Raw genomic sequence first — 25,426 nt, forward strand, 5'->3', positions numbered from 1 at the left:
TCTACCTCAGCTTCAGGGTGGCAAGGCCGACCAGTACGAGAATCACGGTGATGATCCAGAAACGGACGATCACACGCGGCTCGGGCCAGCCCTTGAGTTCAAAATGGTGGTGAATGGGTGCCATGCGAAACACACGGCGACCGGTCAGCTTGAAAGAAGCAACCTGGATAACCACGGACAGGGTTTCCATCACGAACACGCCGCCCATGATGAACAGGACGATTTCCTGACGGACGATTACCGCGATGGTGCCCAGGGCCGCGCCCAGCGCCAGCGCGCCGACGTCGCCCATGAAGACCTGCGCCGGATAGGTGTTGAACCAGAGGAAACCGAGGCCCGCACCGATCAAGGCACCGCAGAACACGATCAACTCACCGGCGCCCGGCACATACGGAATCAGCAGGTATTCAGCGAATTTCACGTTACCGGACAGGTAGCAGAAGATGCCAAGACCGCCGCCGACCATCACCGTCGGCATGATCGCCAGACCGTCGAGGCCGTCGGTCAGGTTGACCGCGTTGCTCGAGCCGACGATCACGAAATAGGTCAGAACGACGAAGCCTATGCCCAGCGGAATGCTGTAGTCCTTGAGCATCGGCAGGATCAGGGTCGTTTCCACCGGCGTCGCAGCGGTCATATAAAGGAAGATCGCTGCGCCCAGGCCGAACACCGACTGCCAGAAATATTTCCAGCGGCTCGGAAGGCCTTTGGAGTTTTTCTCGATCACTTTGCGATAGTCGTCGACCCAGCCGATAGCGCCGAACAGCAACGTCACCAGCAACACGGTCCAGACATAACGGTTGCTCAGGTCAGCCCAGAGCAAGGTGCTGACGCCGATGGACGACAGGATCAGTGCACCGCCCATCGTCGGGGTGCCCGACTTGGACAAGTGCGATTGTGGACCGTCGTGGCGAACGGATTGACCGATCTGACGGTTCTGCAAAGTGCGGATCATCCACGGGCCATAGCACAGCGACAAAACCAGCGCGGTCAGCACACCGAGGATCCCGCGCAGGGTCAGGTACTGAAAGACCGCGAAGCCTTTGTAGAACTGTTGCAGATACTCCGCTAGCAGCAGCAGCATTAATGTTTCTCCAGACTGGACCCGCACAAAGCGGCGACAATATTTTCCATCGCAGCGCTGCGCGAGCCCTTGATCAAAATGGTGGTGTTTGTGTCTTGCTCGGCGCCCAAGGCCTTGATCAGCTCAGCCTGAGTGCTGAAGTGAAAGGCCTGTGGACCGAAAGCGTTCACGGCGTGAGCCATCAGTGGCCCAACGGCGTAAAGCGCGGAAACCTTGCCGCGGGCGTACTCACCCACATCGCGGTGCCCCTGCTCTGCCCAATCGCCCAGTTCGCCGATATCTCCGAGCACCAGAACGGTGCGGCCGGAAAAGCCGGCGAGTATATCAACGGCGGCGCACATGGAGGTGGGGTTCGCGTTGTACGTGTCATCGATCACGCGCATGCCATTGCTGGCCAGTTGCGCGACGGTGCGGCCCTTGACCGGTTGCACCGCGCCGAGGCCGGTGGCGATGCCGAACAGCGACACGCCCAAGGCGTGTGCGGCAGCGGCGGCGGCCATGGCATTGGTAACGTTATGAGTGCCGAGCAGGTTCAGTTGAACGCGCTCCACTCCTTCAGGACTGTGCAGGTTGAAGGCCGGGCAACCGCGCGCATCGCGATCCAGGTCGCTGGCATAGAAGTCGGCGCTTGGGTTGTTCAGGGCGAATGTCAGGACTTTGCGACCGGCCGCACGGGCCTTCCAGATGCCGAACGCCTTGTCGTCAAGATTGAGCACAGCGACGCCATCGGCCTCCAGCCCTTCAATGATCTCGCCCTTGGCTTCAACGATTTTTTCCGGCCCGCCAAACTCGCCGACGTGGGCGGTCCCGGCGTTGTTGAGCACGGCCACGTGCGGCTTGGTCATGCCGACGGTGTAGGCAATTTCGCCGAGACGCGACGCACCAAGTTCAATAACGGCGGAGGTATGTTCCGGCGCGAGTTCGAGCAGGGTCAGCGGGACGCCGAGGTCGTTGTTCAGGTTGCCACGGGTCGCCAGGACCGGACCGCGCGTGCGCAGGATGCTGGCGAGCATTTCCTTGACCGTGGTTTTGCCGCTGGAACCGGTGATCGCCGCGACCGGGTTGGTAAACGCGGCACGGTTCATCGCGCCCAGTTGGCCCAACGCCTGGCGGGTGTCCTTGACCAGCAATTGCGGCAGCGCGCTATCGGCGACTTCGCGCTCGACCAGAGCGGCAACCGCGCCTTTGCTGGCAACGTCGTTCAAATAGTCATGACCGTCGAAGCGCGGACCAGTCAGGGCAATAAACAGTTGGCCCGGTTTGATCGCGCGGCTGTCGATGCTGACGCCATCGAACGTGGCATCGGCTGCGATCAATCGTGCATTCAGTGCGCCAGTCAGCTCACTCAGTTTCAACGCTTTAAGCATGGGCCACCTCCCATGCGGTCAAGGCGTGATCGGCCTCGACCAGATCGGAGAAAGCGTGACGCTCGCCGTTGATTTCCTGATAGTCCTCGTGACCTTTACCGGCCAGGACAATCACGTCATCCGCCGAAGCACTGGCGATCAACTGGGCAATCGCCTGCCCACGGCCAGCGACAAAGGTGACTTTATCCACAGCGGTGAAACCGGCGCGGATGTCATCGAAAATCAACGAAGGATCTTCGGTGCGAGGGTTGTCATCGGTGACCAGCACACCGTCGGCCAGACGTTCGACCACTTCGGCCATCAGCGGACGCTTGCCGCGATCGCGATCGCCGCCACAGCCAAACAGGCACAACAAACGGCCTTTGGCGTGTGGACGCAGGGCCATCAAGACTTTTTCCAGCGCGTCCGGGGTGTGGGCGTAATCGACGACCACCAGCGGCTGAGTGCCGCCGCCCAAGCGTTGCATGCGACCGGCCGGGCCTTCGAGTTTCGGCAGGACCTTGAGGATTTCGTCCAGCGCGTAGTCCAGGCCGAGCAAGGCGCCGACGGCGGCCAGCACGTTGCTCAGGTTGAAACGACCGAGCAAGGTGCTGCGCAAATGGTGTTCGCCCTGCGGCGTGACCAGCGTGGCGCGCACGCCTTCGTCATCGAACTGCGCTTCACGGCAATACAGGTAAGCGCTGGCATCTTCCAGGCTGTAGGTAATAAGGCGCGACTCACGTTTGTCCGCAGCCAGTTGGCGGCCGAACTCGTCGTCGAGATTGATCACCCGGCACTTCAAATCATTCCAGGCAAACAGCTTGGCCTTGGCTTCGCCGTAGGCTTGCATGGTGCCGTGGTAATCGAGGTGATCGCGGGACAGGTTGGTCATCACCGCCACATCGAATGCCAGCGCGGTCACGCGGCCTTGGTCCAGGCCGTGGGAAGACACTTCCATGGCGACGGCTTTGGCGCCGGCCTTTTTCAGGTCAGCCATGGTCGCTTGCACGGCGATCGGGTTCGGCGTGGTGTGCAGGCCACTTTCCAGTGCACCGTAGAAGCCGGTACCCAGGGTGCCGACAATGCCGCAATGCTGGCCGAGCAAATCCAGGGCTTGTGCAACCAATTGCGTGACGCTGGTCTTGCCGTTGGTGCCGGTCACGCCAACCAGGTTCAGGTGCCGGCTCGGGTCGCCATAAAAGCGACCGGCGATGTCCGACAGCTGCGCCGCCAAGCCTTTGACCGGAATCAGCGGCACGTCGGTGATCGGCAAAACGGTAGCGCCTTCGACTTCGTAAGCCACGGCAGCAGCACCGCGTTGCAAGGCATCGGCGATGTGCGCGCGCCCGTCGAGCTTGCCGCCAGGAACGGCGAGAAACAGATCGCCAGCCCGCACGTTACGGCTGTCCAGGGTCAGCTCGCGGATCAACAGATCGCGGCCGGCGTGGGCGAAAATCTTGTTCAGGCTCAAAGACATTAGCCGCGCCCTCCATTGGCTTTCAGTGGAACGACCGGTGTGGCGTTAGCGGTTTGCGTCGGTGGCAGGTTGTCCGGGGTGATGTTCATCAGGCGCAGCGTCCCGGACATCACTTTGCTGAACACCGGGGCCGATACCAGACCACCGTAGTAACCGGCTTTGGTCGGTTCATCGATCACCACCACGATTGCGTAGCGCGGATCGCTCATCGGGCCGAAGCCGGCGAACAGCGAGCGGTAGGAATTCTCGGCGTAGCCTTTGGTGCCCACCGACGTCTTGCGCGCAGTACCCGACTTGCCGCCCACGTGATACGCCGGCACTTGCGCACGGAATACACCGCGCGGGGCTTCGATCACCTGAGTCAGCATGGTCTGCATGGTTTTCGCGACGGCTTCCGGCAGCACTTGCGTGGTTTGCGCTGGTTTGTCGGTTTTGATCAGGGTCAGCGGTGCGAGACGACCGTTGTTGGCCAGGGCCGAGAAGGCGTGGACCAGCTGGATCGCGGTCACGGAAATACCGTAGCCGTAGGACAGCGTGGCGGTTTCAGCCTTGCGCCATTCGCGGTAGTTCGGCAGGTTGCCGACGCGTTCGCCCGGGAAGCCGAGACCGGTGTCCTGGCCGAGGCCGACTTTCTGCGCGAGGCGGAAGATGGTTTCGCCGCCGATATCGAACGCGACCTTACTCATGCCGACGTTACTGGAGTTGATCAGGATGCCGGTCAGGTCAAGCACCGGGCCTTCGGACTTGGAGACGTCCTTGATGGTGTATTTACCAATCTGCAAAGTGCCCGGGTACACCTCGACGGTGTCGCTCGGTTTCCAGCGCCCGGTTTCGATCGCGGCACTCATGGAAATGGCTTTCATGGTCGAACCCGGCTCGAACACGTCGATCATGGCGCGGTTGCGCATCATCGCCGGTTGCAGGTTGCGACGGTTGTTCGGGTTGTAGGTCGGCTGGTTGACCATGGCGAGGATCTCACCGGTCTTCACGTCCATGATCACCAGGCTGCCGGCCTTGGCACCGTTCTCGATGATCGCGTTACGCAGCTCGCGGTTGGCCAGGTATTGCAGACGCAGGTCAATGGACAACGCCAAGGGCTTGCCGGCCTTGGCGTTTTTGGTGACCTGGACATCCTTGATAAGTCGGCCACGCCGATCCTTGATGACCTGTCGCTTGCCGGGGACGCCGGCCAGCCATTCGTCGTAGGCCAGTTCGACCCCTTCACGACCGTGGTCATCGATGTCGGTAAAGCCGACCATGTGCGCGGTGACTTCACCGGCCGGGTAGAAACGCCGGAACTCTTCGATGCCGTAGACACCCGGCACTTTCAGGTCGAGCACGGACTGGCCTTGCTCGGGAGTCAGCCCGCGCACCAGGTAGATGAATTCTTTGTTGGCCTGGGCTTCGAGACGCTCGGCCAGGGCTTTAGGGTCTTGGCCCAGCGCGGCCGCCAGGGCTGGCCATTTCTCTTTGGCCAGCTGCATTTCCTTGGCGTTCGCCCACAGTGTGGTGACCGGGGTACTCACGGCCAAAGGCTCGCCGTTACGGTCGGTGATCAGACCACGGTGAGCCGGAATCGGAATGTGACGAACGCTGCGCGCATCGCCCTGACCTTTAAGGAAGGCACGGTCGACGACTTGCAGGTCGATGATACGCCAACAAATCGCCGCGACCATGATGCCGAGCAAGCCCAGCACCAGGCGGAAACGCCATGGGAACAGTGCGCCTTCGAGTTTCATCATGGCGCCACCATCTGCACTTCAGCGGCGCCGGGAATGCGCATCTTCAGTTGCTCGGTGGCCAGCACTTCGATACGGCTGTGCGCAGTCCAGGTGCTCTGCTCGAGAATCAACCGGCCCCACTCCGCCTGCGCCTTGTCGCGCACGCTCAACTCGGCGTACAGCGAGTTCAGCAACTGACGGTTCCAGTGGGCGCTGTACGACACGCCGATGGCCGACACGAGCACGCCAATAAACAGCAGCAGCATGAAAAAGCTTCCGCCGGGAAGAGGCTTGGCGAAAAGCTTGCTCACCGCAGCTTCTCCGCGACGCGCATGACAGCGCTCCGGGAACGTGGGTTGGCTTTGAGTTCGGCCTCGGAGGCGGACTGCGCTTTGCCATGGATTTTGATGATCGGTTCGAACGCGACGTGACGGACCGGCAGGTTGCGCGGCAGGTTGTCGGCTTCGCCTTTTACCAGCTTGCGCATGAACAGTTTGACGATGCGGTCTTCCAGCGAGTGGAAGCTGATGACGACCAGACGGCCGCCGATCTCCAGGCAGTCCAGTGCGGCTTCGAGGCCGGCTTCCAGGTCGCCCAGTTCGTTGTTGACGTGAATACGCAGGCCCTGGAACGCACGGGTGGCAGGGTTCTTGCCCTTTTCCCATGCCGGGTTGGCGACTTTCAGGACTTCAGCCAGGTCGGCCGTGCGCTCGAACGGCTTGATGTCGCGACGCTCGGCTACGGCACGGGCCATGCGGCCGGAGAAACGCTCTTCGCCGTATTCCTTGAATACGCGGGCGATTTCTTCCACCGGTGCGGTGTTGACGAATTCGGCAGCGCTGATCCCGCGGGACGGGTCCATGCGCATGTCCAGCGGGCCATCATTGAGGAAACTGAAGCCGCGCTCAGGGTCGTCGAGCTGTGGCGAAGACACGCCCAGGTCGAGCAACACGCCGCTGACCTTGCCGTGCAGGCCACGTTCGGCCACTTCCGAACCCAGCTCGGCAAAGCTGCGTTGTACAACGACAAAGCGGCCGTCTTCGGCCGCTAGCGTTTGCCCGGTGGCAATCGCTTGAGGATCTTTGTCGAATCCGAGGACCCGACCATCGGGGCCGAGCTGGCTGAGGATCAACCGACTGTGCCCGCCGCGCCCGAACGTACCGTCCAGATAGCAGCCATCAGGACGTACGGCGAGAGCCTCCACGGCTTCGTCAAGCAGTACGGTGATGTGGTTAAAGCCGCTATCAATAGTCACAGGATCAAATCACGCAGTTCATCAGGCATGGCGCCCGGTTGTTGAATAGCAGCCAGGTCAGCGGCAGAAACCGCATCCCAGGCATCCTCGTCCCACAATTGGAACTTGTTCAGTTGGCCTACCAACATCGCGCGCTTATCCAACCTGGCATATTCACGAAGACGCGGCGGAACCAGAAAACGACCACTGCCATCGAGCTCGAGGTCGACGGCATTACCAATCAGCAAACGTTGCAGGCGGCGGTTCTCTTCGCGAAGCGAAGGCAGTGCGCGCAGTTTGGTTTCGATAATTTCCCACTCATCGAGGGGGTAAACACACAAACACGGATCAACGGCATCAATTGTGACGATCAGTTGACCGGAACTACGCGAAACGAGCTCGTCACGGTACCGGCTCGGCATAGCGAGACGGCCCTTTGCGTCGAGACTGATAGCGTTAGCTCCGCGAAACACGTCAGCGTTTCTCCAAATATTAGCGTTTTACGCTCAAAAAACCCACTTCATGCCACTTTCCGCCACTTGCGCACACTATAGGAATGCGGCCACCGCACCGTCAAGGCGCGGTTTAAAGGAAAAGCCTTACAGAACTGAGATTTAGGAGGGTAAACGGAGGGGTAACGACAATCTGACGGCTGAATTTGCCCAATAACTTGAATCAGCACAGAAGGCTGCGTTCGAAAGTTAAAGTAGTTTGTTAAGAGTAAGATTTTTTCGGTATTACGAAAGTGTTCTGGCAACGATTCTGGAAGGAGGGAAAATGCTACTACCAGCGCCCTGCTTAAATGATTAAAGCAGGGAGGAGAAAAAGGTGGAGAGTCGATCTGTAAGCCGGGTTCTGTCTTGAACAGTCATTCGTCTACGATGGCCATCACTGGACATCTTTAGCAACCTACCCGGTCCCAGCGCGGGCCACGCCTTGGGACCCTATTTGGTCTTGCTCCAAGTGGGGTTTACCTAGCCACGAACTGTTGCCAGACGTGCGGTGCGCTCTTACCGCACCTTTTCACCCTTACCGGCGCCGAAGCGCTTAGGCGGTTATTTTCTGTGGCACTTTCCGTAGGCTCACGCCTCCCAGGCATTACCTGGCACTTCGCCCTATGGAGCCCGGACTTTCCTCCCCCCCCTAATTTTCATAGAGGGCAGCGACTGTCCAATCGACTCTCCGCCGCGAAGGTTAACGGCAGAGCGGCCGAAGAACAAGCGCTAAACGCCTTTGGCTGCTCCTGCGCGTCGGGTTTTTACTCGCCCTTCTGTTTATCCAGCGCCACCTGATAGAGCACATTCTTGCGCTCACCGGTAATTTGCGCCGCCAATGCCGCCGCACGCTTGAGCGGCATCTCTTCAAGCAACAGATTGAGGATGCGCATGGCCTCACTGCTGACCGCGTCCTCGGTCTCGGGTACAGACCAGCCCGCCACCAACACCACACACTCGCCACGCTGCTGATTGCTGTCCGACTCGACGAACTCACGCAGCTCGGCCAGCGGCAGGCCTTTGAGGGTTTCGAAGGTTTTGGTGATTTCACGGGCCAACAACGCCGGACGTTCAGGACCGAACACCAGCTCCATGTCTTGCAGGCACTCAAGGATGCGATGCGGCGCCTCATAGAAAATCAGTGTGCGCGGCTCTTCCTTGACCAGTTCAAGACGAGCACGACGACCAACGGCCTTGGCCGGCAGGAAGCCTTCGAAAATGAAACGGTCCGACGGCAGCCCCGCCGCCGACAATGCCGCGATCAATGCACAGGCACCCGGAACCGGCACCACATTGATCCCGGCGGCACGAGCCTGACGCACCAGGTGATAACCCGGATCGGAAATCAGCGGCGTGCCAGCATCGGAGATCAGCGCCACATCATCCCCCGCCAGCAATCGCGTGATAAAGCGGCTACCCTCGTCGCGCTCGTTGTGCTCATGGCACGCGGCCAGCGGCGTGGGAATGCCGAAATGCTGCATCAGGCGCTGTGAGTGACGGGTGTCTTCGGCGGCAATCAACGCGACGTCGCGCAGGATCTTCAGCGCACGCGCACTGATGTCGTCCAGGTTGCCGATGGGCGTCGCCACCACATAAAGCGAGCCAGCAGCGGAATTCAAAGCACCTGGAGCAGTCAAAGCGCACACCTCATGATCGGTAAAAGGCGACATTGTAGCGCGTAGCGGCGCTTGCGATCGCCCCGCCCTCCTCGGGTTTTTCAGGCGTTTGTGCAGCGCTGCAACATTTGTACGAGCTAAATTGATCGATTCACGCCAGTAACATCGCGCCCCGGCCAGTGCTTGGGTACAATTCCACGCTAATTTGATCGAGTATCAGGAACACTACATGATCGCTTGCCTGCGGCTGTTCACTGCCCTCTGCCTCGCTGCCTTGCTGGCGGCTTGCGCCAGCTCGCCCTCCTCCAGCCTTGGCGAACTTCCACGGACCCCTGACGCCAGTATCGAGCAGCTGCTCGAACAGGCCGCTCAAAGCAAGGACCCGGAAAAAGCTGCGTTGCTGCGCCTGAGCGCGGCCGACCTGGCCTATCGTCAGGGCAATGCCGGCCAGTCCGCGCAAATCCTGCAACAGGTTCCGGTGGAACAACTCAAGCCCGGCCAACAGGTCTTCGCCAGCACCCTGGGGGCTGAACTGGCCATGGCGCGCAATCAGCCCAAGGCGGCGTTGACTGCCTTGAGCCATCCGAGCCTGCAACGCCTGAGCGAGTTGCCGGTCGAGCAACAGGTTCGCACCGGCACTGTCCATGCTCGCGCCCTTGAGGCCGACGGACAGACGCTGGCCGCCGCACGGGAGCGCATTTTCATCGCACCCATGCTCGAAGGTGAAGCCGCCGCCAAAAACCACGAAGCGATCTGGACCCTGATCGCCTCGCTGCCAACCGATCAACTGCAGCCCACCACCAATGATGACCTCGGCGGCTGGATAGGCCTGGCACTGGCGGTGAAAACCGCCGGAACCCTGGAACAGCAGCAAGCCGCGATTGACAACTGGCGCGCCCAGAACCCTAAGCACCCGGCTGCCATTCAGTTGCCTCTGCCACTGACCAAGCTCAAGGAACTGGCCAGCCAGCCCCTGAGCAAGATCGCCCTGCTGCTGCCGCAAGACGGCCCGCTGGCCTCGGTCGGCAAAGCTCTGCGCGAAGGCTTCATGGCTGCGCACTACCAGGCTCAACAAGCCGGGCAGAAGCCGCCTGCCATTGAGTTCTATGACAGCTCGAAACTGACTTCGATGGACGAGTTCTATCGCAAGGCCCAGGCCGATGGCGTGCAACTGGTGGTCGGTCCGCTGGAAAAGCCACTGGTCAAACAGCTCAGTGCTCGCCCGCAACTGCCGATCACCACCCTGGCGCTGAACTACAGCGAAGGTGAACAAGGTCCGGCCCAGCTGTTCCAGTTTGGTCTGGCCGCTGAAGACGAAGCCCGTGAAGTGTCTCGTCGCGCTCGCGCCGACGGCCTGCATCGCGCCGCCATCATGGTGCCGAAAGGCGAATGGGGCGATCGCGTGTTGCGCGCATTCAGCCAGGACTGGCAAGCCAACGGTGGCAGCATTGTCGCGACCGAGCGCGTTGACCAACCGGTTCAACTGGCCCAGCAGATTGCCGACATGTTCCAGCTGCGCCAGAGCGAAGGTCGCGCCAAGAGCCTGCAAAGCACCGTCGGCTCGCAGATAGCAGCCCAGCCTTCGCGCCGTCAGGACATCGAGTTCATCTTCCTGGCTGCCACTCCGCAACAGGCCCAGCAGATCAAACCGACCTTGAACTTCCAGTACGCGGGCGACGTGCCGGTTTACGCCACCTCCCACGTGTTCAGTGCCAGCGGCGACGTGAACCAGTACAACGACATGAACGGCATCCGCTTCTGCGAAACCCCGTGGTTGCTGGACGCCAATGATCCGCTGCGCAAACAGGTCACCGCACAATGGCCGCAAGCCGCCGGCAGCCTCGGCCGCCTCTACGCAATGGGCGTTGACGCCTATCGCCTGGCACCGCGACTGGGGCAACTCAAGGCACTGCCGGACAGCCGTATTGAAGGTCAGTCGGGCAGCCTGGGCATGACTCAAAACCAGCGCGTGGTGCGCCAGTTGCCTTGGGCACAGTTCGTCAGCGGTCAGGTTCAACGCCTGCCGGATACCTCACGCTGATGCCTGACAGGTCACGCCAGCAAAGCGGTAAAGATGCCGAGCGCCATGCGCTCGAGCATCTTCAACAACAAGGTCTGCGCCTGCTGGCGCAGAACTGGTTGTGTAAACGCGGCGAGCTTGATCTGGTCATGCTTGATGGCGATACAGTAGTATTCGTTGAAGTCCGCTATAGAAAAAACACCCAGTGGGGTGGCGCGCTCGACAGCATCGATGGGCGCAAACGGCAGAAACTGATTTTCGCCGCGCAGTATTTTCTTCAGCGCGAGTCGCGTTGGGCCAATTCCCCCTGCCGCTTCGACGTGGTTGCCATCGACAGCAACCTCGATCAGTTGAACTGGTTGCAGAATGCCTTCGATAGCTGATCGCCTGCGCCCCGAAGCGGACACCTTTACCCAACACTTTTGCTCTTTGCTTTGCGGGCTGCACATTCATGTGCCGAGTAGCCGCGCTAATTAAGGTCACACAGATGGACATGCAATCCCGAATTCGCCAGCTTTTTCAGGCCAGTATCGACACCAAGCAAATGGCGATGGACGTACTTGCACCGCACATCGAGCAAGCCAGCCAGGTGATGGTCAACGCCCTGCTCAATGAGGGCAAAATGCTTTCCTGCGGCAACGGCGGCTCCGCCGGTGATGCCCAGCACTTTTCGTCCGAGCTGCTCAACCGCTTCGAGCGCGAACGTCCGAGCCTGCCCGCCATTGCGCTGACCACCGACAGCTCGACGATCACCTCGATCGCCAATGACTACAGCTACAACGAAATTTTCTCCAAACAGATCCGCGCGCTGGGCCAACCGGGTGACGTATTGCTGGCGATTTCCACCAGCGGTAACTCGGCGAACATTATTCAAGCGATCCAGGCCGCACATGATCGCGAAATGATTGTCGTAGCATTGACTGGTCGCGATGGCGGCGGCATGGCGTCGTTGCTATTACCCGAGGACGTCGAGATTCGCGTACCGGCCAACGTCACCGCACGTATTCAGGAAGTCCACCTGCTGGCGATCCATTGCCTTTGCGATTTGATCGACAGCCAACTGTTCGGGAGTGAAGAATGACCCCTAATCGCCTAGGCCTTCTGGCCTTGACCCTGTGCCTCGGCATCAGCGGCTGCACTTCGGTGGTTAAAGCCAGCCGTGAAGCCCCCATTGAAGATGACCGCGGTACGCGCACCTTCGGCAGCAAGATCGATGACTCCCTGATCGACACCAAGGTCGGCGTCAACGTCGCCAAGGCCGATCCTGCCCTGGACAACGATTCGCACATCGTCGTCACCAGCTTCAACGGCGTCGTGCTGCTCGCCGGGCAAACACCGACTGCCGAGCTCAAGGCCAAGGCCGAACAGGCTGCCGCCGCGGTCCAGCGCGTGAAGAAGGTGCATAACGAACTGCAGGTCCTGCCGCCCTCCGGTTTCCTTGCCCGTCAGAACGACACCTGGCTGACCTCCAAGATCAAAACCCAGATGCTCACCGACCCGAACATCCCGGGTTCGCGCATCAAGGTCGTCACCGAGAACGGCATCGTTTATCTGCTGGGCCTGCTGACCAAGCAGGAAGCGGCGCAGGCTACCAATCTGGTGCAAAGCGTTTCAGGCGTGCAGAAGATTGTGAAGTTGTTTGAGTACATTGACTGATATGGCTTATCGGCGATGGTGCTCTTAAAGACGCCTTCGCCGGCAAGTCTGGCGCCTACATGAAATAAAAAAGGGTGATCCTTGCGGATCACCCTTTTTTATTTCACCACTTTCAAACTGGGTCGACCGCTGGGACGCGGTGGTTCGCTGTCGGGCGGCGGAATGTCATCATCCGGCTCGATATCGTCCACGTCCTCCATAGGCGATTCCAGATCGAACACCATGCCCTGACCATTCTCCCGGGCGTAAATACCCAGGATCGATGCGATAGGCACGTACAGAGTGTGCGGCACGCCACCGAAGCGCCCTTCGAAGCTGACCGCTTCGTTGTCCATGTGCAGATGACGCACGGCAGCCGGCGATACGTTCAGGACAATCTGTCCGTCACTGGCAAAACCCTGAGGCACCTGCACCGATGGATACTCGGAATTGACCAGCATGTGCGGGGTGCAATCGTTGTCCACAATCCACTCATAGAGCGCGCGGACCAGATAAGGTCGACTGGAGTTCATAGCGGCTCCTTAAGCCTTAGCGCATATCGCGTTCGACACCAGACAGACTCGCCTGGAAAGCCTCACGCGCAAACGAGCGCTCCATGTAATCAAGCAACGGCTTGGCAGGCCGCGGCAGTTCAATACCCAGAATCGGCAAACGCCAGAGTATTGGCAATAGGCAGCAATCCACCAGACTTTGTTCCTCGCTGAGGAAAAACGGCTTGTCGGCAAACAACGGCGACACGCCAGTCAGGCTTTCACGCAACTCTTTACGAGCCACGACGCGGGCGGCTTCCTTGGTCCGCGAATCCAGGATCAGATCCACCAGACCACACCAGTCACGCTGAATACGATGGATCAGCAGACGGCTGTTGGCACGCGCCACAGGATAAACCGGCAGCAAGGGCGGGTGCGGGTAACGCTCATCCAGATATTCCATCACCACGGTCGACTCCCACAACGCCAGGTCACGATCGACCAGGGTGGGCAGACTTCCGTAAGGGTTCACTTCAATCAGTTTAGGCGGCTGGCGACCAGCTTCCACGTAAATGATCTCTGCGCTGACACCCTTCTCTGCAAGTACGATGCGCACTCGGTGGGAATAGTGGTCGGCGGGGTCGGAGTAACAGGCCAACCGATTGGTCACGCCCATGGCGGTCCTCCTCGCTTGTTGAAATTATCGGAAGCGGAAAAACGCACGCGCCCAGAGGACGCCTCCCGTAACGTCTGGCTTGCCAGACTCGTTACACCTTCAGAGACGCCCCTGGGCGCGTGCGATTAACAGCAATTGCTTACAGCTTTATCAATGGACGTCTTTCCAGTATTCACGCTTGAGCAAGTAAGCGAATACGAAGAAGAACGCCAGGTACAGCAACACATAGGTACCGATGCGCTGATGCTCCAGCTTAACCGGGTTAGCCGAGTAAGCCAGGAAGGTTACCAGATTCTTGACCTTCTCATCGAACTGCTGTTCGGTCAGAGCACCGCTCTTCGGCACGATGGTCAGCTGATCGCACGCTTCATGTGTCAGCGCGTTACCGGTCAGCGGATCATATTGCTTCTTGCCGTCTTCGACGATCGGAACCTGCTTGCAACCGACAACCTGACGACCTTGCAGGCCAACCAGGACGTTAGGCATGCCCACGTTCGGGAAAACCTTGTTGTTCACACCCCAAGGACGCGACGGATCTTCGTAGAAGGACTTCAGGTAACCATAAAGCCAGTCCGTACCACGAACACGCGCTACCAGAGTCAGGTCAGGCGGTGCGGCGCCAAACCAGGTCTTGGCGTCAGCCGGCTGCATGCCGATGCTCATGTGGTCGCCAATCTTGGCGCCAGTGAACACCAGCTTCGAGAGCATCAGGTCATGCGGGATGCCCAGGTCATCGGCGACACGCTCGTAGCGCTGGAACTTGGCGCTGTGGCAACCCATGCAGTAGTTGGCGAACGTACGCGCGCCGTCCTGCATGGCCGCTTTGTCAGAAACGTCGATATCGACCTTTTCCAGTTCAGGAGCACCGGCCGTCGACGCGAAGGACAACACAGGCATGGCAGCAAGAATCAGTACAGCAAATAGCTTTTTCATCAGCCAGTCACCCTTTCCGGAACCGGTTTGGTCTTCTCGAGCCTGGTGTAGAAAGGCATCAGAATGAAGTAGGCGAAGTACAGGAAGGTACATACCTGCGACAGCAGCGTACGACCCGGCGTCGGAGCCAGAACACCCAGAACGCCGAGGATCACGAACGAGACGCAGAACACCACCAGCCAGATTTTGCTCAGCCAGCCTTTGTAGCGCATCGACTTGACGGGGCTGCGATCCAGCCACGGCAGGACGAACAGCACAGCGATGGCCGCGCCCATGGCGATAACGCCCAGGAGCTTGTCCGGAACTGCCCGCAGAATCGCGTAGAACGGTGTGAAGTACCAGACCGGAGCGATGTGCTCAGGGGTCTTGAAGGCGTTCGCCACTTCAAAGTTCGGCTTCTCGAGGAAGTAACCGCCCATTTCCGGGAAGAAGAACACGATCGAGCAGAAGATGAACAGGAACACCACCACGCCGACGATATCTTTCACGGTGTAATACGGGTGGAAGGCAATGCCGTCCAGCGGTACGCCGTTTTCGTCTTTGTGTTTCTTGATGTCGACGCCGTCCGGGTTGTTCGAACCGACTTCGTGCAGCGCCAGGACGTGCAGCACCACCAGACCGAGAATCACGATCGGCAGGGCCACGACGTGCAGGGCGAAGAAGCGGTTCAGGGTAATACCGGAAATCAGGTAGTCACCACGGATCCACTGGGTCAGGTCGTTACCGATGACCGGGATCGCACCGAACAGCGAGATAATCACCTGGGCGCCCCAGTAGGACATCTGGCCCCACGGCAGCAGGTAACCCATGAAGGCCTCAGCCATCAGCGCCAGGTAAATCAGCATGCCGAAGACCCACACCAGCTCACGCGGCTTCTGGTACGAACCGTAGAGCAAGCCACGGAACATGTGCAGATAAACCACGATAAAGAACATCGAAGCGCCGACGGCATGCAACATACGCAGGATCGAGCCGTACTCGACGTCGCGCATGATGTATTCAACGGAAGCAAACGCTTCTTCCGCCGATGGCGTGTAGCTCATGGTCAACCAGACACCGGTAACGATCTGGTTGACCAGAACGAGCAGCGCCAGGGAGCCAAAGAAATAGAAGAAGTTGAAGTTCTTCGGGGCGTAGTACTTGCTGAGATGGTCTTCCCACATTTTGGTCGCGGGAAAGCGTGCATCAACCCAATCCATGAACTTGCTCATCACGCTTTCTCCGTATCGACGCCAATGACAATGATGTCATCGGTCTCATAGGAATGCGGGGGAACTGGCAGGTTCAAAGGCGCAGGTTGCGACTTGTAGACGCGGCCAGCCAGATCGTAGTGGGAACCGTGGCAAGGGCAGAAATAACCACCTACCCAGTCCTTGCCCAGATCCGCAGGTGCCACTTCTGGACGGAAGGTCGGCGAGCAACCCAGGTGCGTGCAGATACCGATCAGCAGCAGAACTTCTGGCTTGATCGAACGCGTTTCCGGGTCGACATAGGTCGGTTGTGTCGAGTTCTTGGAGGTCGGGTCAGACAGCTGGCCCTCGATCTTTTTCAGATTCCCCAGGATTTCCTCGGTACGGCGGACAATGAACACCGGCTGACCGCGCCACTCAGCAATCATCTGCTGACCTGGTTCGATTTTGCTGACATTCACTTTCACCGGTGCACCTGCGGCTTTCGCCTTGGCACTGGGAAACCATGACCCCACGAACGGGACCGCAGCCCCCACCGCTCCTGCAGCACCCACCACGGATGTGGCTGCTACCAAGAAGCGACGCCGGCCTGCATTCACGCCGTCATTGCTCATTCAGTCCTCTCCCATCAGCTTTGTGGCCTGTTAAATCAGGCGTCTACTAAGTAAAAATCTGAACTTATAAAAATTTTGCCGAATGGTAATGAAAAGCCCCAATTCTGACAAGGTAATTACCGAGGGGCTTCACTGCCAAGCCTTGCAGTATAGGGCTTCTACGGCTGTGGCAAGTTGTCACAGCGCAATTCTTTGATAAATCGCGCCCATAAAAAAACGCCCAGCTTCGCGAGGAAACTGGGCGTTCTTTTTGAACGCGAAAGCGAATTAACGCTTCGAGTACTGCGGACGCTTACGCGCTTTACGCAGACCAACTTTCTTACGTTCAACTTCACGAGCATCGCGAGTAACGAAGCCAGCTTTGCGCAGAGCGCCACGCAGGGTTTCGTCGTACTGCATCAGAGCGCGAGTGATACCGTGGCGGATTGCGCCAGCTTGACCACTTACACCGCCACCGATAACGGTGACGTAGATGTCGAACTTTTCAACTGTCTCGGTCAATTCCAGCGGCTGACGAACTACCATGCGGGCAGTTTCGCGACCGAAGAAATTATCCAGGGAGCGGTTGTTGATCGAGATGTTACCAGTACCCGGACGCAGGAAAACGCGTGCGGTTGCGGTCTTGCGACGGCCAGTGCCGTAATTTTGAGTCGCCGACATAATGAACTATTCCGTTAAAACTTCAGTTCTTGGGGCTGCTGAGCAGTATGAGGGTGTACAGCGCCCGCATAGACTTTCAGCTTACGATACATGTCGCGACCCAGCGGGTTCTTAGGCAGCATGCCTTTGACCGCGGTCTCGATCACGCGCTCAGGGGCTTTGGCGATCAGCTTTTCAAAGTTGATCGACTTGATGCCGCCCGGGAAACCGGAGTGGGAGTAGTAGATCTTGTCGGTGGTTTTAGCACCGGTTACACGAATCTGCTCGGCATTGATAACGACGATGTAATCGCCGGTGTCAACGTGAGGAGTGTACTCAGCTTTATGCTTGCCACGCAGACGGCTCGCGATTTCGGTGGCCAGACGACCCAGGGTCTGACCTGCAGCGTCGACGACAAACCAGTCGCGCTGTACTGTTTCCGGTTTAGCAGTAAAAGTTTTCATTCTTTATAGCCTCAGGGGCCGCCCTGTAAATTAGACGGCGGATCTTACTGAATAGTGCGTACTTTGACAAGTCAAAGGCAGCCGGATACAGACGCTTTCGGGGGCTCGGGTCGGCGCGTCCGTTCAACGGCAAGATTCTTCGGCGGCGGCGCATCACTTCCACTGCAGAAAGAGGTGCGCAATTATGCAGATTGCGAAAAATAATTCAACCTGCTTTTATGATTGTTTTGCCCAAGGAGCACCCGATGGACTATCGCCAGCTAGGCCGAACCAATCTGAACGTGAGTGCCATCTGCCTCGGAACCATGACCTGGGGCGAGCAAAACACTGAAGCTGAAGCCTTCGCCCAGATCGAACGGGCCAAGAACGCCGGGATCAATTTCATCGACACGGCCGAAATGTACCCGGTGCCGCCGAAGGCCGAAACCTACGCCACTACCGAACGCTACATCGGCAATTACTTCAAAAGTCGCGGTGATCGCTCCGACTGGATCCTCGCCAGCAAAATCGCCGGCCCCGGCAACACCATCGATTACATCCGCGATAAAAACCTGCGACACAACCGCCAGCACATCACTGAAGCCGTGGACGCCAGCCTCAAGCGCCTGCAAACCGACTACATCGACCTCTATCAGCTGCACTGGCCGGAACGCAGCACCAACTTCTTCGGCCAGCTCGGTTACAAACACCAGACCGAAGCCAACCTCACGCCGCTGGAGGACACCCTCGAAGCGCTGGACGAGCAGGTCAAGGCCGGCAAGATCCGCCACATCGGCCTGTCCAACGAAACGCCATGGGGCACCATGCGCTTCCTCGCCCTGGCCGAAGCCCGTGGCTGGCCGCGCGCGGTGTCTATCCAGAACCCGTACAACCTGCTCAACCGCAGCTTCGAGGTCGGCCTGGCGGAAATCGCCATCCGCGAACAGTGCGGCCTGCTCGCCTATTCGCCGCTGGCGTTCGGTTTCCTGTCGGGCAAGTACGAAGGTGGCGCACGTCCACCAAAAGGCCGCCTGAGCCTCTACAGCCGCTTCAGCCGCTATTTCAACCCGCAATCGGAAGCAGCGTGCAGCCGTTATGTCGCACTGGCCCGGGAACACGGCCTGGACCCGGCGCAAATGGCGTTGGCGTTTGTCAATCAGCAGCCGTTTGTGACCAGCAACATCATCGGCGCCACAACCCTGGAGCAACTGGAGAGCAACATCGCCAGTTTCGAGCTGAAACTTTCCGATGAAGTGCTGGCGGGGATTGAGGCGATTCACAAGGATCACCCGAACCCGGCGCCTTGATCGACTCATAGTCCCCATCGCGAAAAGCTCACTCCCACAGGTTTTGCACAATCCCTGCAGGAGTGAGCCTGATCGCGATGAGGGCCTGACAGTCACCGTAATATCAAAGCGACCGCGCAATAATCTCCTTCATGATTTCATTGGTCCCCGCATAAATCCGCTGCACCCGCGCATCGGCCCACGCTCGGGCGATCGGATATTCCCACATGAATCCGTAACCGCCATGCAACTGCACGCATTCGTCGAGCACCTTGCATTGCAGGTCAGTCCCCCAATACTTGGCCATCGCGGCGGTCGGCACATCCAGCTTGCCTTGCAGGTGCAACTCGAGGCAGCGATCAACGAAGACCCGGCCGATCTGGATTTCAGTCGCCATCTCCGCCAGCTTGAAGCGCGTGTTCTGGAAATCGGCAATCGCCTTGCCGAACGCCTTGCGTTCACGGGTGTAATCGAGCGTCCATTTCAACGCAGCTTCGGCCGACGCCAACCCGCCAATGGCGACGGTGAGGCGCTCCTGCGGCAACTCCTGCATCAGGTAAGCGAAGCCCATGCCCGCCTGCCCCAACAGATTCTCCTTGGGGACCCGCACGTCCTGGAAGAACAACTCCGACGTGTCCTGAGCCTTCATGCCGACCTTTTCCAGGCGCTTGCCCTTGTCGAAGCCCGGGGTGTTGGCCTCGACCAGAAACAGACTGGTGCCCTTCGCGCCGGCCTTCGGATCGGTCTTGGCCACGACAATCACCAAGTCGGCCAGAAAGCCGTTGGTGATAAAGGTCTTGGAGCCGTTGATCACGTACTCGTCGCCATCCAGCACGGCGGTGGTCTTCACCCCTTGCAAGTCGGAACCGGCGCCCGGCTCGGTCATGGCAATCGCGGTGACCATTTCGCCGGACACCAGTTTCGGCAGGTATTTGTACTTCAGCGCTTCACTGCCGTAATGCAGGATGTACGGCGCCACAATGTCCGAATGCAGAGAAAAACCGATGCCAGTCAGGCCGAGACGACCGACCTCTTCGATCACGACAGTGCTGTAGAGAAAGTCCGCCCCCAGCCCACCGTATTCCTCCGGCAGGTGCGAACAAAGCATCCCCGCCTCCCCCGCCTTGTTCCAGAGTTTACGGTCGATGTAGCCTTGTTTTTCCCATTGCCCGTGGAACGGCACGGCCTCTTTTTCGAGGAACGTTCGCACGCTGTCGCGAAACAATTCGTGCTCGGAACTGAACAAGGTTCTGGGGATCATGCGGCACCTGTCATTAATTGTTGGAAGAAGTTGACCTTCAGAGACTAAGCCCCGCATCCGATACAGGACACTGGACACATCAGACAAAAAATAAGACGATCCAGCCGTCTGGTGACCACTTTCCCCTATAAGAATAAAGTTGAATTATGTCTAACCAAGTCTCCACGCCCTTGCGGCGCGTCAGCATCCTGGCTATCGACCGGGTTTTCGCTTCCACCCTCATGCAAGCCAAGGATTTCTTTCATCTGGCCAGCCTGCGATACGGCAAACAACTGGGCCAGGGCCTGACACCGGCGTTCGAAACCCGGCTGGTCAGCCCCGACGGCAAACCGGTGAACAGCTTCAGCGATGTGATCATGCCGGTGGACGGCGGCCTGGAAAATGCCGACGTTATTATCCTCCCGGCCTTCTGGGACGATTTCGATACCCTTTGCCAACGTTATCCACAGGTCCTGCCCTGGTTGCGTCAGCAACACGCTCGCGGCGCCGTGCTTTGCGGTGAGGCCACCGGGGTGTTCTGGCTTGCCGAGGCCGGCCTGCTCAACGGCAAGGAGGCGACCACCTATTGGCGCTTCTTCAATGCCTTCGCCGAGCGTTTCCCACAGGTTTATCTCAATCAGGACAAGCACCTGACGGACGCCGACAACCTGTATTGCGCAGGCGGCACCACCTCGGCATGCGACCTCTACATCTACCTGATCGAACGCTTCTGCGGCGCCAACGTCTCCCAGGCCGTGGCCCGGGACATTCTCTACGAAGTGCAGCGCAGCTATTCGCCAGGACGCATCGGCTTCGGCGGACAGAAATTGCACCAGGACGTGATCATCCTGCAGATCCAGCACTGGCTCGAAGAACACTTCGCCGACAAATTCCGCTTCGAAGACGTCGCCCGCGAACACGGCATGAGCATCCGCAATTTCATGCGGCGCTTCCAGACCGCCACCGGCGACAAGCCTCTGCATTACCTGCAACGCCTGCGCATCGAAACCGCCAAGGGATTGCTGTCGGGCAGCCGCAAGAGCATCAAGACCATCAGCTATGAAGTCGGCTATGACGATGCGAGCTTCTTTGCGCGGCTGTTCCGCCAGCACACCGAGTTGTCGCCGAATCAGTATCGGCAGCAGTTTCAGCAAGCCGCCTAAGCGTCAACCCCACCCCTTCAAGTCTAAACATACAAGCGAGCCTGCTCGCGAAAGCGGTATCACATCAAACATCTATGTGACTGACACTCCGCCTTCGCGAGCAGGCTCGCTCCCACAGGAAATCTGCGGTGAACAAAAAAGGGCCTGCATGTGCAGGCCCTTTTTTTATTCTCCGAATCGTCCTACGGCTTGTGCGCCCGGGACAGGAATTCGTGCGACTGCATTTCCAGCAGACGGCTGAGCGTGCGCTGGAACTCGAAGTTCAGACGACCGCCGGTATAGAGGTCCTTGAGCTCGACTTCAGCCGAGATGATCAGCTTGACGTTACGGTCGTAGAACTCGTCGACCATGTTGATAAAGCGTCGGGCGATGTCGTCGGTGGTGACGCTCATCTGCTCGACACCGCTGAGCAACACGGCGTGGAAGATCTTGCCCAGCTCGATGTAATCGTTCTGGCTGCGCGGGCCGTCGCACAGCTCGCGGAAGTCGAACCAGGCCACGTCATCGCAGGTGCGCACGGCGCGAATTTCGCGGTTCTCGATCATCAGCACGTCATTCTCGATGGCGGCCGTGCATTCCGGAGTCAGGGCGCGGAAGCTTTTGCGCAGGCTTTCCTGAGCGGCTTCGTCCAGCGGGAAGTGGAACAGCTCGGCTTGCTCGAGGTGGCGCAGACGATAGTCGACGCCGCTGTCGACGTTGACGATGTCGGTGTTCTGTTTGATCAGCGCGATGGCCGGCAGGAAGCGCGCACGTTGCAGGCCATCCTTGTACAGACCGTCCGGCACGATGTTCGAGGTCGCGACCAGGGTCACGCCATTCTTGAACAGCTCTTCCATCAGCGTGCCGAGGATCATCGCGTCGGTGATGTCGGACACGAAGAATTCATCGAAACAGATCACCCGGGCTTCATCAGAGAAGCGCTTGGCGATGATGGTCAGCGGGTTCTTCTCGCCGCCGAGGGTCTTCATCTCTTCGTGCACGCGCTTCATGAAGCGGTGGAAGTGAGTGCGGACCTTTTCCTTGAACGGCAGCGCTTCGAAGAAGGTGTCGACCAGGTAAGTCTTGCCGCGACCCACGCCGCCCCAGAAATACAGGCCCTTGACCGGTGCCTGATCTTTCTTGCCAAACAGTTTGCCGAGCAGGCCCGGCTTGGTGTTCGACGCAGCGACCAGATCGTCGTACAGGCGCTGCAAATGACGCACGGCGGTTTCCTGCGCGGCGTCATGGAAGAATTCCGGGCGTTTCAGATCCGCTTGATATCGTTCTAGGGGCGTCATAATTCGTTAGCAAGGCAACAAAAACGGGCCGTCACTGTAGCGACGGCCCGTGGGAATGGCAATCGGCCCTTTGTCGGGTCGAGCCGTTGATTTATTCCTGAACCGGTGTCAGCGCAACCCGCAGGGCGTCGATGGCGACGTCGCGAGCGGCGTTGTCAGCAAAGGTCGGGCTGTCGGCCACGCACTCGCCTTCCAGCCAGACGCTGAAGCTCTGCTCTTCACTGCGCACATCCAACGGCTGGCCCGATTGCAGCTGCTTGGTCACTTGACCAGCGGTTTTGCCGTCGGCGAAGTTGCGCGACAACAGCAGTTGCTCGCCATCGGCCGCCAGCAGACGGAAACGGAAACTGCTGTCTTCTTCGCGGAAGCTGACAAAACGCGCGGCTTTCGCGGCTTTCTTCTTGGTGGTGGCAGCGACCTGAGTCTGGGCGACGAAAGAGCGCAGGCCGACCGCTTCGCGCAGTTCGTGGAGGAACGGTGTAGCCACCGAACGCGCTTTTTTCGCGCCGAGTTGCAGCATGTCTTCCAGGTCCGCCGGGCGTTCGATCAGTTGGTGATAACGCTCGCGGGACTCGCCCAGCTCGCTATCGAGCAGTTGGAACAGGCGATTCTTCGCCTCGCCCCAACCCAGGCCCTGCAACAGTTCGCTGCGGAATTCATCGGACTGTGCCGGCGTGGCAAACGCCTGGAACAGGGTGAACAGGTGCGAGTTGTCCGGATCCTTGGCTTCGCCCGGCGCGCGGGAGTCGGTGACGATCCGCGAGATCGCGTCCTTCATTTCCTTGGCGCTGCTGAACAACGGAATGGTGTTGTCGTAGCTCTTCGACATCTTGCGACCGTCGAGGCCTGGCAGCGTGGCGACGCTTTCTTCGATCAGCGCCTCCGGCATGGTGAAGAATTCTTTGCCCTGGCCGAACAGGTGGTTGAAGCGCTGGCCGATGTCGCGGGCCATTTCCACGTGCTGGATCTGGTCGCGACCGACCGGCACCTTGTGGGCGTTGAACATCAGGATGTCCGCGGCCATCAGCACCGGATAGCTGTACAAGCCCATGGTGATGCCCGCATCCGGGTCTTCGCCGGTCTCGACATTCTTGTCCACCGAGGCCTTATAGGCATGGGCGCGGTTGAGCAGGCCCTTGGCGGCAACGCAGGTCAGCAGCCAGGTCAGCTCGGGGATTTCCGGGATGTCGGACTGGCGATAGAACGTCACACGATCCACATCCAGGCCACCGGCCAGCCAGGTCGCGGCAATTTCCAGACGCGAGCGCTGGATGCGCAGCGGGTCGTCGCATTTGATCAGGGCGTGGTAGTCGGCCAGGAAGTAGAACGAATCGGCATTGCTGTCACGGCTGGCCAGGATCGCCGGGCGGATGGCGCCGGCGTAGTTGCCCAGGTGCGGCGTGCCGGTAGTGGTGATGCCGGTGAGGATACGGGTACGAGTCGTCATGGGTAATCGCTTGTCAGACTGCAATCAATTCGAAAGGCGCGGCAGGATCAGATCCTTGAGATCGGTCAGCTTGCCATGAAAAAAGTGTCCGCATTCTGCCACTTTCAGCAGCTCATGGGGGCGTTCGAGCTTGTCGGACCATTCGTAAACAAGTGGCGGATCGATCACTTCGTCGGTTTCCGGCTGGATCAGGGTCAGTTCACCCTGCTGCGGCAGTTGATCCTGATCGCCCAGGCGCATGACAGCCGGCGCGACCATAAACAGATGCTTGAGCTGTTCGCCCTTGGCTTCCAGGCGTCCGCCGAGACTTGCTGCAACAAAACCACCAAAGGAGAAACCGAACAGGGTCAGCGGCAACTCGGGGTGTTTGGCCCGTAGCCATTCGGCAACGGCTTGGGCGTCGTCGACTTCGCCGGTGCCCATGTCGTGGGTGCCTTCGCTGGCACCGACGCCACGGTAGTTGAAGCGCAAAGTAATCAAACCGGCGTCGCGCGCGGTGCGCTGCAGGGTCGAGACGACTTTATTGAGCATGGTGCCGCCCTGCACCGGGTTCGGGTGGCAGATCAGCGCGATGCCGCGCGGCTGCTCATTATCAAGATAAAGGGCTTCCAGTTGGCCGACCGGGCCATCAATCACTACAGGGGTTTCGCGCATAAGCAAGGAAGGAACTCCGTGACCTCGAATCGGGTCGACTCGTCTAGCAAATTGTCTGTGCCAATCTATTGCGAGTGAATCGCGGTATACAGCGCAGGTTCGAGCCGTTAACGTAAAGCAAAGCCGTTTATAGAGGAAGGACTCGTGGAACACTCGCTCTTAGTTTGGTTGTTGCCGACTCTTGCCCTGGTTGTGGGTGTCGCCATTGGTTTCCTGATCGCTCGTTTGGTGCCGAATGCCGCGCCTAGCAGCACCCAACGTCAGCTGGATGACATTCAGGAACGTTTCGACAGTTATCAGAACGAGGTGGTCACCCACTTCAACAGCACTGCAAACCTGGTCAAGAAGCTGACGGCGAGCTATCAGGAAGTGCAGGATCACCTCGCCGAGGGTGCCAACCGCCTGGCCCTGGACGAGCAGACTCGTCAACGCTTGCTGGCCGCCCTGCACGCCGATTCGGCACAGGCTCCACGGGAACGCCTGACGCCACCGCGCAATCAGGAACCGCCTCGCGACTACGCCCCCAAAGCTCCGAACGCGCCGGGCATGCTCGATGAGCATTACGGCCTGAAGAAGTAATCAGGTCTCGCGCGACACAAAAAACCTCGGACGAGTGATTGTCCGAGGTTTTTTTGTTTCTGATCGAGGATTTTTGGTGCCTGTCAGGGCCTCTTTGCGGGCCTGAACAGGCGACGCAAAAAAGCCCGCCCGATCTGAGAATCGGACGGGCCCTGTTCAACCAGGCT

The 25,426-nt window shown here is 59.2% G+C and carries 26 protein-coding genes and 1 other RNA gene; 7 read left to right on the forward strand and 20 right to left on the reverse strand.

All coding sequences use genetic code 11. From position 1 onward, the window contains the following. Position 1: 1 nt before the first annotated feature. The 9 genes from mraY to rsmI all read right to left on the reverse strand — a co-directional run bounded on the left by mraY (position 2) and on the right by rsmI (position 9,026). Positions 2-1,084, reverse strand: a complete 1,083-nt coding sequence (mraY, locus tag QMX98_RS08025) for a phospho-N-acetylmuramoyl-pentapeptide-transferase (RefSeq protein WP_010458126.1) — start codon at positions 1,082-1,084, stop codon at positions 2-4. After that, on the reverse strand, positions 1,084-2,451 hold the full coding sequence (gene murF / locus QMX98_RS08030; RefSeq protein WP_282410531.1) for a UDP-N-acetylmuramoyl-tripeptide--D-alanyl-D-alanine ligase: 1,368 nt from the start codon (positions 2,449-2,451) through the stop codon (positions 1,084-1,086). Before murF ends, mraY begins: the two co-directional genes overlap by 1 nt. Further along, positions 2,444-3,907 (reverse strand): UDP-N-acetylmuramoyl-L-alanyl-D-glutamate--2,6-diaminopimelate ligase, encoded by a 1,464-nt coding sequence (locus tag QMX98_RS08035; RefSeq protein ID WP_010458130.1) that lies wholly within the window; start codon positions 3,905-3,907, stop codon positions 2,444-2,446. The genes murF and QMX98_RS08035 overlap by 8 nt, the downstream gene beginning before the upstream one ends. Further along, positions 3,907-5,646, reverse strand: a complete 1,740-nt coding sequence (locus QMX98_RS08040; RefSeq protein ID WP_169857918.1) for a penicillin-binding protein 2 — start codon at positions 5,644-5,646, stop codon at positions 3,907-3,909. Before QMX98_RS08040 ends, QMX98_RS08035 begins: the two co-directional genes overlap by 1 nt. Continuing rightward, positions 5,646-5,939, reverse strand: coding sequence for a cell division protein FtsL (gene ftsL / locus QMX98_RS08045; RefSeq protein ID WP_010458132.1), 294 nt, complete (start codon positions 5,937-5,939; stop codon positions 5,646-5,648). Before ftsL ends, QMX98_RS08040 begins: the two co-directional genes overlap by 1 nt. Beyond that, complete coding sequence (gene rsmH / locus QMX98_RS08050) at positions 5,936-6,877, reverse strand: 16S rRNA (cytosine(1402)-N(4))-methyltransferase RsmH (RefSeq protein WP_102593579.1); 942 nt, start codon at positions 6,875-6,877, stop codon at positions 5,936-5,938. Before rsmH ends, ftsL begins: the two co-directional genes overlap by 4 nt. Before the next feature lie 2 nt (positions 6,878-6,879). Continuing rightward, positions 6,880-7,335: a division/cell wall cluster transcriptional repressor MraZ gene (mraZ, locus tag QMX98_RS08055; RefSeq protein WP_008025967.1), complete on the reverse strand. Its 456-nt coding sequence runs from the start codon at positions 7,333-7,335 to the stop codon at positions 6,880-6,882. A gap of 355 nt (positions 7,336-7,690) precedes the next feature. Beyond that, positions 7,691-8,044, reverse strand: an RNA gene (gene rnpB / locus QMX98_RS08060) — RNase P RNA component class A. 76 nt (positions 8,045-8,120) lie between these two features. After that, complete coding sequence (gene rsmI / locus QMX98_RS08065) at positions 8,121-9,026, reverse strand: 16S rRNA (cytidine(1402)-2'-O)-methyltransferase (protein WP_167362276.1); 906 nt, start codon at positions 9,024-9,026, stop codon at positions 8,121-8,123. A 175-nt stretch (positions 9,027-9,201) separates the two neighbouring features. Here rsmI and QMX98_RS08070 point away from each other — a divergent pair, with 175 nt between their 5' ends. From QMX98_RS08070 to QMX98_RS08085, 4 genes are all read left to right on the forward strand, one after another. Further along, on the forward strand, positions 9,202-11,013 hold the full coding sequence (locus QMX98_RS08070) for a penicillin-binding protein activator (RefSeq protein WP_282410532.1): 1,812 nt from the start codon (positions 9,202-9,204) through the stop codon (positions 11,011-11,013). Then, positions 11,013-11,375 carry a YraN family protein gene (locus QMX98_RS08075; RefSeq protein WP_007904371.1) on the forward strand — a complete coding sequence of 121 codons (363 nt, stop codon included), beginning with the start codon at positions 11,013-11,015 and terminating at the stop codon, positions 11,373-11,375. The genes QMX98_RS08070 and QMX98_RS08075 overlap by 1 nt, the downstream gene beginning before the upstream one ends. Positions 11,376-11,479: 104 nt before the next feature. Further along, positions 11,480-12,073, forward strand: a complete 594-nt coding sequence (locus QMX98_RS08080) for a phosphoheptose isomerase (protein ID WP_008025961.1) — start codon at positions 11,480-11,482, stop codon at positions 12,071-12,073. Continuing rightward, a complete protein-coding gene (locus QMX98_RS08085) occupies positions 12,070-12,648 on the forward strand; it encodes a BON domain-containing protein (protein WP_010458144.1) in 579 nt (192 codons plus the stop codon). The genes QMX98_RS08080 and QMX98_RS08085 overlap by 4 nt, the downstream gene beginning before the upstream one ends. A 98-nt stretch (positions 12,649-12,746) precedes the next feature. Here QMX98_RS08085 and QMX98_RS08090 read toward each other — a convergent pair whose 3' ends face one another. The 7 genes from QMX98_RS08090 to rplM form a co-directional block, all read right to left on the reverse strand. After that, complete coding sequence (locus QMX98_RS08090) at positions 12,747-13,160, reverse strand: ClpXP protease specificity-enhancing factor (RefSeq protein ID WP_282410533.1); 414 nt, start codon at positions 13,158-13,160, stop codon at positions 12,747-12,749. 16 nt (positions 13,161-13,176) lie between these two features. Then, a complete protein-coding gene (locus QMX98_RS08095) occupies positions 13,177-13,794 on the reverse strand; it encodes a glutathione S-transferase N-terminal domain-containing protein (protein ID WP_007905304.1) in 618 nt (205 codons plus the stop codon). Positions 13,795-13,944: 150 nt separating this feature from the next. After that, positions 13,945-14,727 carry a cytochrome c1 gene (locus QMX98_RS08100; RefSeq protein ID WP_010458152.1) on the reverse strand — a complete coding sequence of 261 codons (783 nt, stop codon included), beginning with the start codon at positions 14,725-14,727 and terminating at the stop codon, positions 13,945-13,947. Beyond that, positions 14,727-15,938, reverse strand: a complete 1,212-nt coding sequence (locus QMX98_RS08105; protein ID WP_010458153.1) for a cytochrome bc complex cytochrome b subunit — start codon at positions 15,936-15,938, stop codon at positions 14,727-14,729. Before QMX98_RS08105 ends, QMX98_RS08100 begins: the two co-directional genes overlap by 1 nt. Further along, a complete protein-coding gene (petA, locus tag QMX98_RS08110; RefSeq protein WP_007905300.1) occupies positions 15,938-16,531 on the reverse strand; it encodes a ubiquinol-cytochrome c reductase iron-sulfur subunit in 594 nt (197 codons plus the stop codon). Before petA ends, QMX98_RS08105 begins: the two co-directional genes overlap by 1 nt. Before the next feature lie 267 nt (positions 16,532-16,798). Next, the gene (gene rpsI, locus QMX98_RS08115) at positions 16,799-17,191 is read right to left on the reverse strand and encodes a 30S ribosomal protein S9 (protein ID WP_002555064.1); all 393 of its coding nucleotides are present in this window, start codon (positions 17,189-17,191) and stop codon (positions 16,799-16,801) included. Positions 17,192-17,205: 14 nt separating this feature from the next. Further along, the gene (gene rplM / locus QMX98_RS08120; protein ID WP_007905295.1) at positions 17,206-17,634 is read right to left on the reverse strand and encodes a 50S ribosomal protein L13; all 429 of its coding nucleotides are present in this window, start codon (positions 17,632-17,634) and stop codon (positions 17,206-17,208) included. A gap of 245 nt (positions 17,635-17,879) precedes the next feature. Between rplM and QMX98_RS08125 the strand changes: the two genes are divergently transcribed. Then, positions 17,880-18,920, forward strand: a complete 1,041-nt coding sequence (locus QMX98_RS08125; RefSeq protein ID WP_010458157.1) for an NADP(H)-dependent aldo-keto reductase — start codon at positions 17,880-17,882, stop codon at positions 18,918-18,920. 103 nt (positions 18,921-19,023) lie between these two features. On the opposite strand, the gene QMX98_RS08130 is transcribed toward QMX98_RS08125, so the two are convergent. Continuing rightward, on the reverse strand, positions 19,024-20,160 hold the full coding sequence (locus tag QMX98_RS08130) for an acyl-CoA dehydrogenase family protein (protein ID WP_282410534.1): 1,137 nt from the start codon (positions 20,158-20,160) through the stop codon (positions 19,024-19,026). A gap of 245 nt (positions 20,161-20,405) precedes the next feature. Here QMX98_RS08130 and QMX98_RS08135 point away from each other — a divergent pair, with 245 nt between their 5' ends. Further along, entirely contained in the window at positions 20,406-21,302 is an 897-nt protein-coding gene (locus QMX98_RS08135; RefSeq protein WP_169857917.1) for a GlxA family transcriptional regulator, read from the forward strand. A 182-nt stretch (positions 21,303-21,484) separates the two neighbouring features. Here the strand turns inward: QMX98_RS08135 and zapE are convergent, their stop codons facing one another. From zapE to QMX98_RS08150, 3 genes are all read right to left on the reverse strand, one after another. Continuing rightward, positions 21,485-22,579 (reverse strand): cell division protein ZapE, encoded by a 1,095-nt coding sequence (zapE, locus tag QMX98_RS08140; protein WP_010458163.1) that lies wholly within the window; start codon positions 22,577-22,579, stop codon positions 21,485-21,487. 91 nt (positions 22,580-22,670) lie between these two features. Further along, complete coding sequence (locus QMX98_RS08145; RefSeq protein WP_077748996.1) at positions 22,671-24,026, reverse strand: tryptophan--tRNA ligase; 1,356 nt, start codon at positions 24,024-24,026, stop codon at positions 22,671-22,673. Positions 24,027-24,050: 24 nt separating this feature from the next. Beyond that, on the reverse strand, positions 24,051-24,680 hold the full coding sequence (locus QMX98_RS08150) for an alpha/beta fold hydrolase (protein ID WP_042932570.1): 630 nt from the start codon (positions 24,678-24,680) through the stop codon (positions 24,051-24,053). Positions 24,681-24,824: 144 nt separating this feature from the next. Here QMX98_RS08150 and QMX98_RS08155 point away from each other — a divergent pair, with 144 nt between their 5' ends. Then, entirely contained in the window at positions 24,825-25,259 is a 435-nt protein-coding gene (locus QMX98_RS08155; protein WP_010458168.1) for a DUF1043 family protein, read from the forward strand. Positions 25,260-25,426: the final 167 nt, after the last annotated feature.

Origin of the sequence: Pseudomonas sp. PS02303 (assembly GCF_029959925.1) — a bacterium.
Classification (GTDB): domain Bacteria; phylum Pseudomonadota; class Gammaproteobacteria; order Pseudomonadales; family Pseudomonadaceae; genus Aquipseudomonas; species Aquipseudomonas mandelii.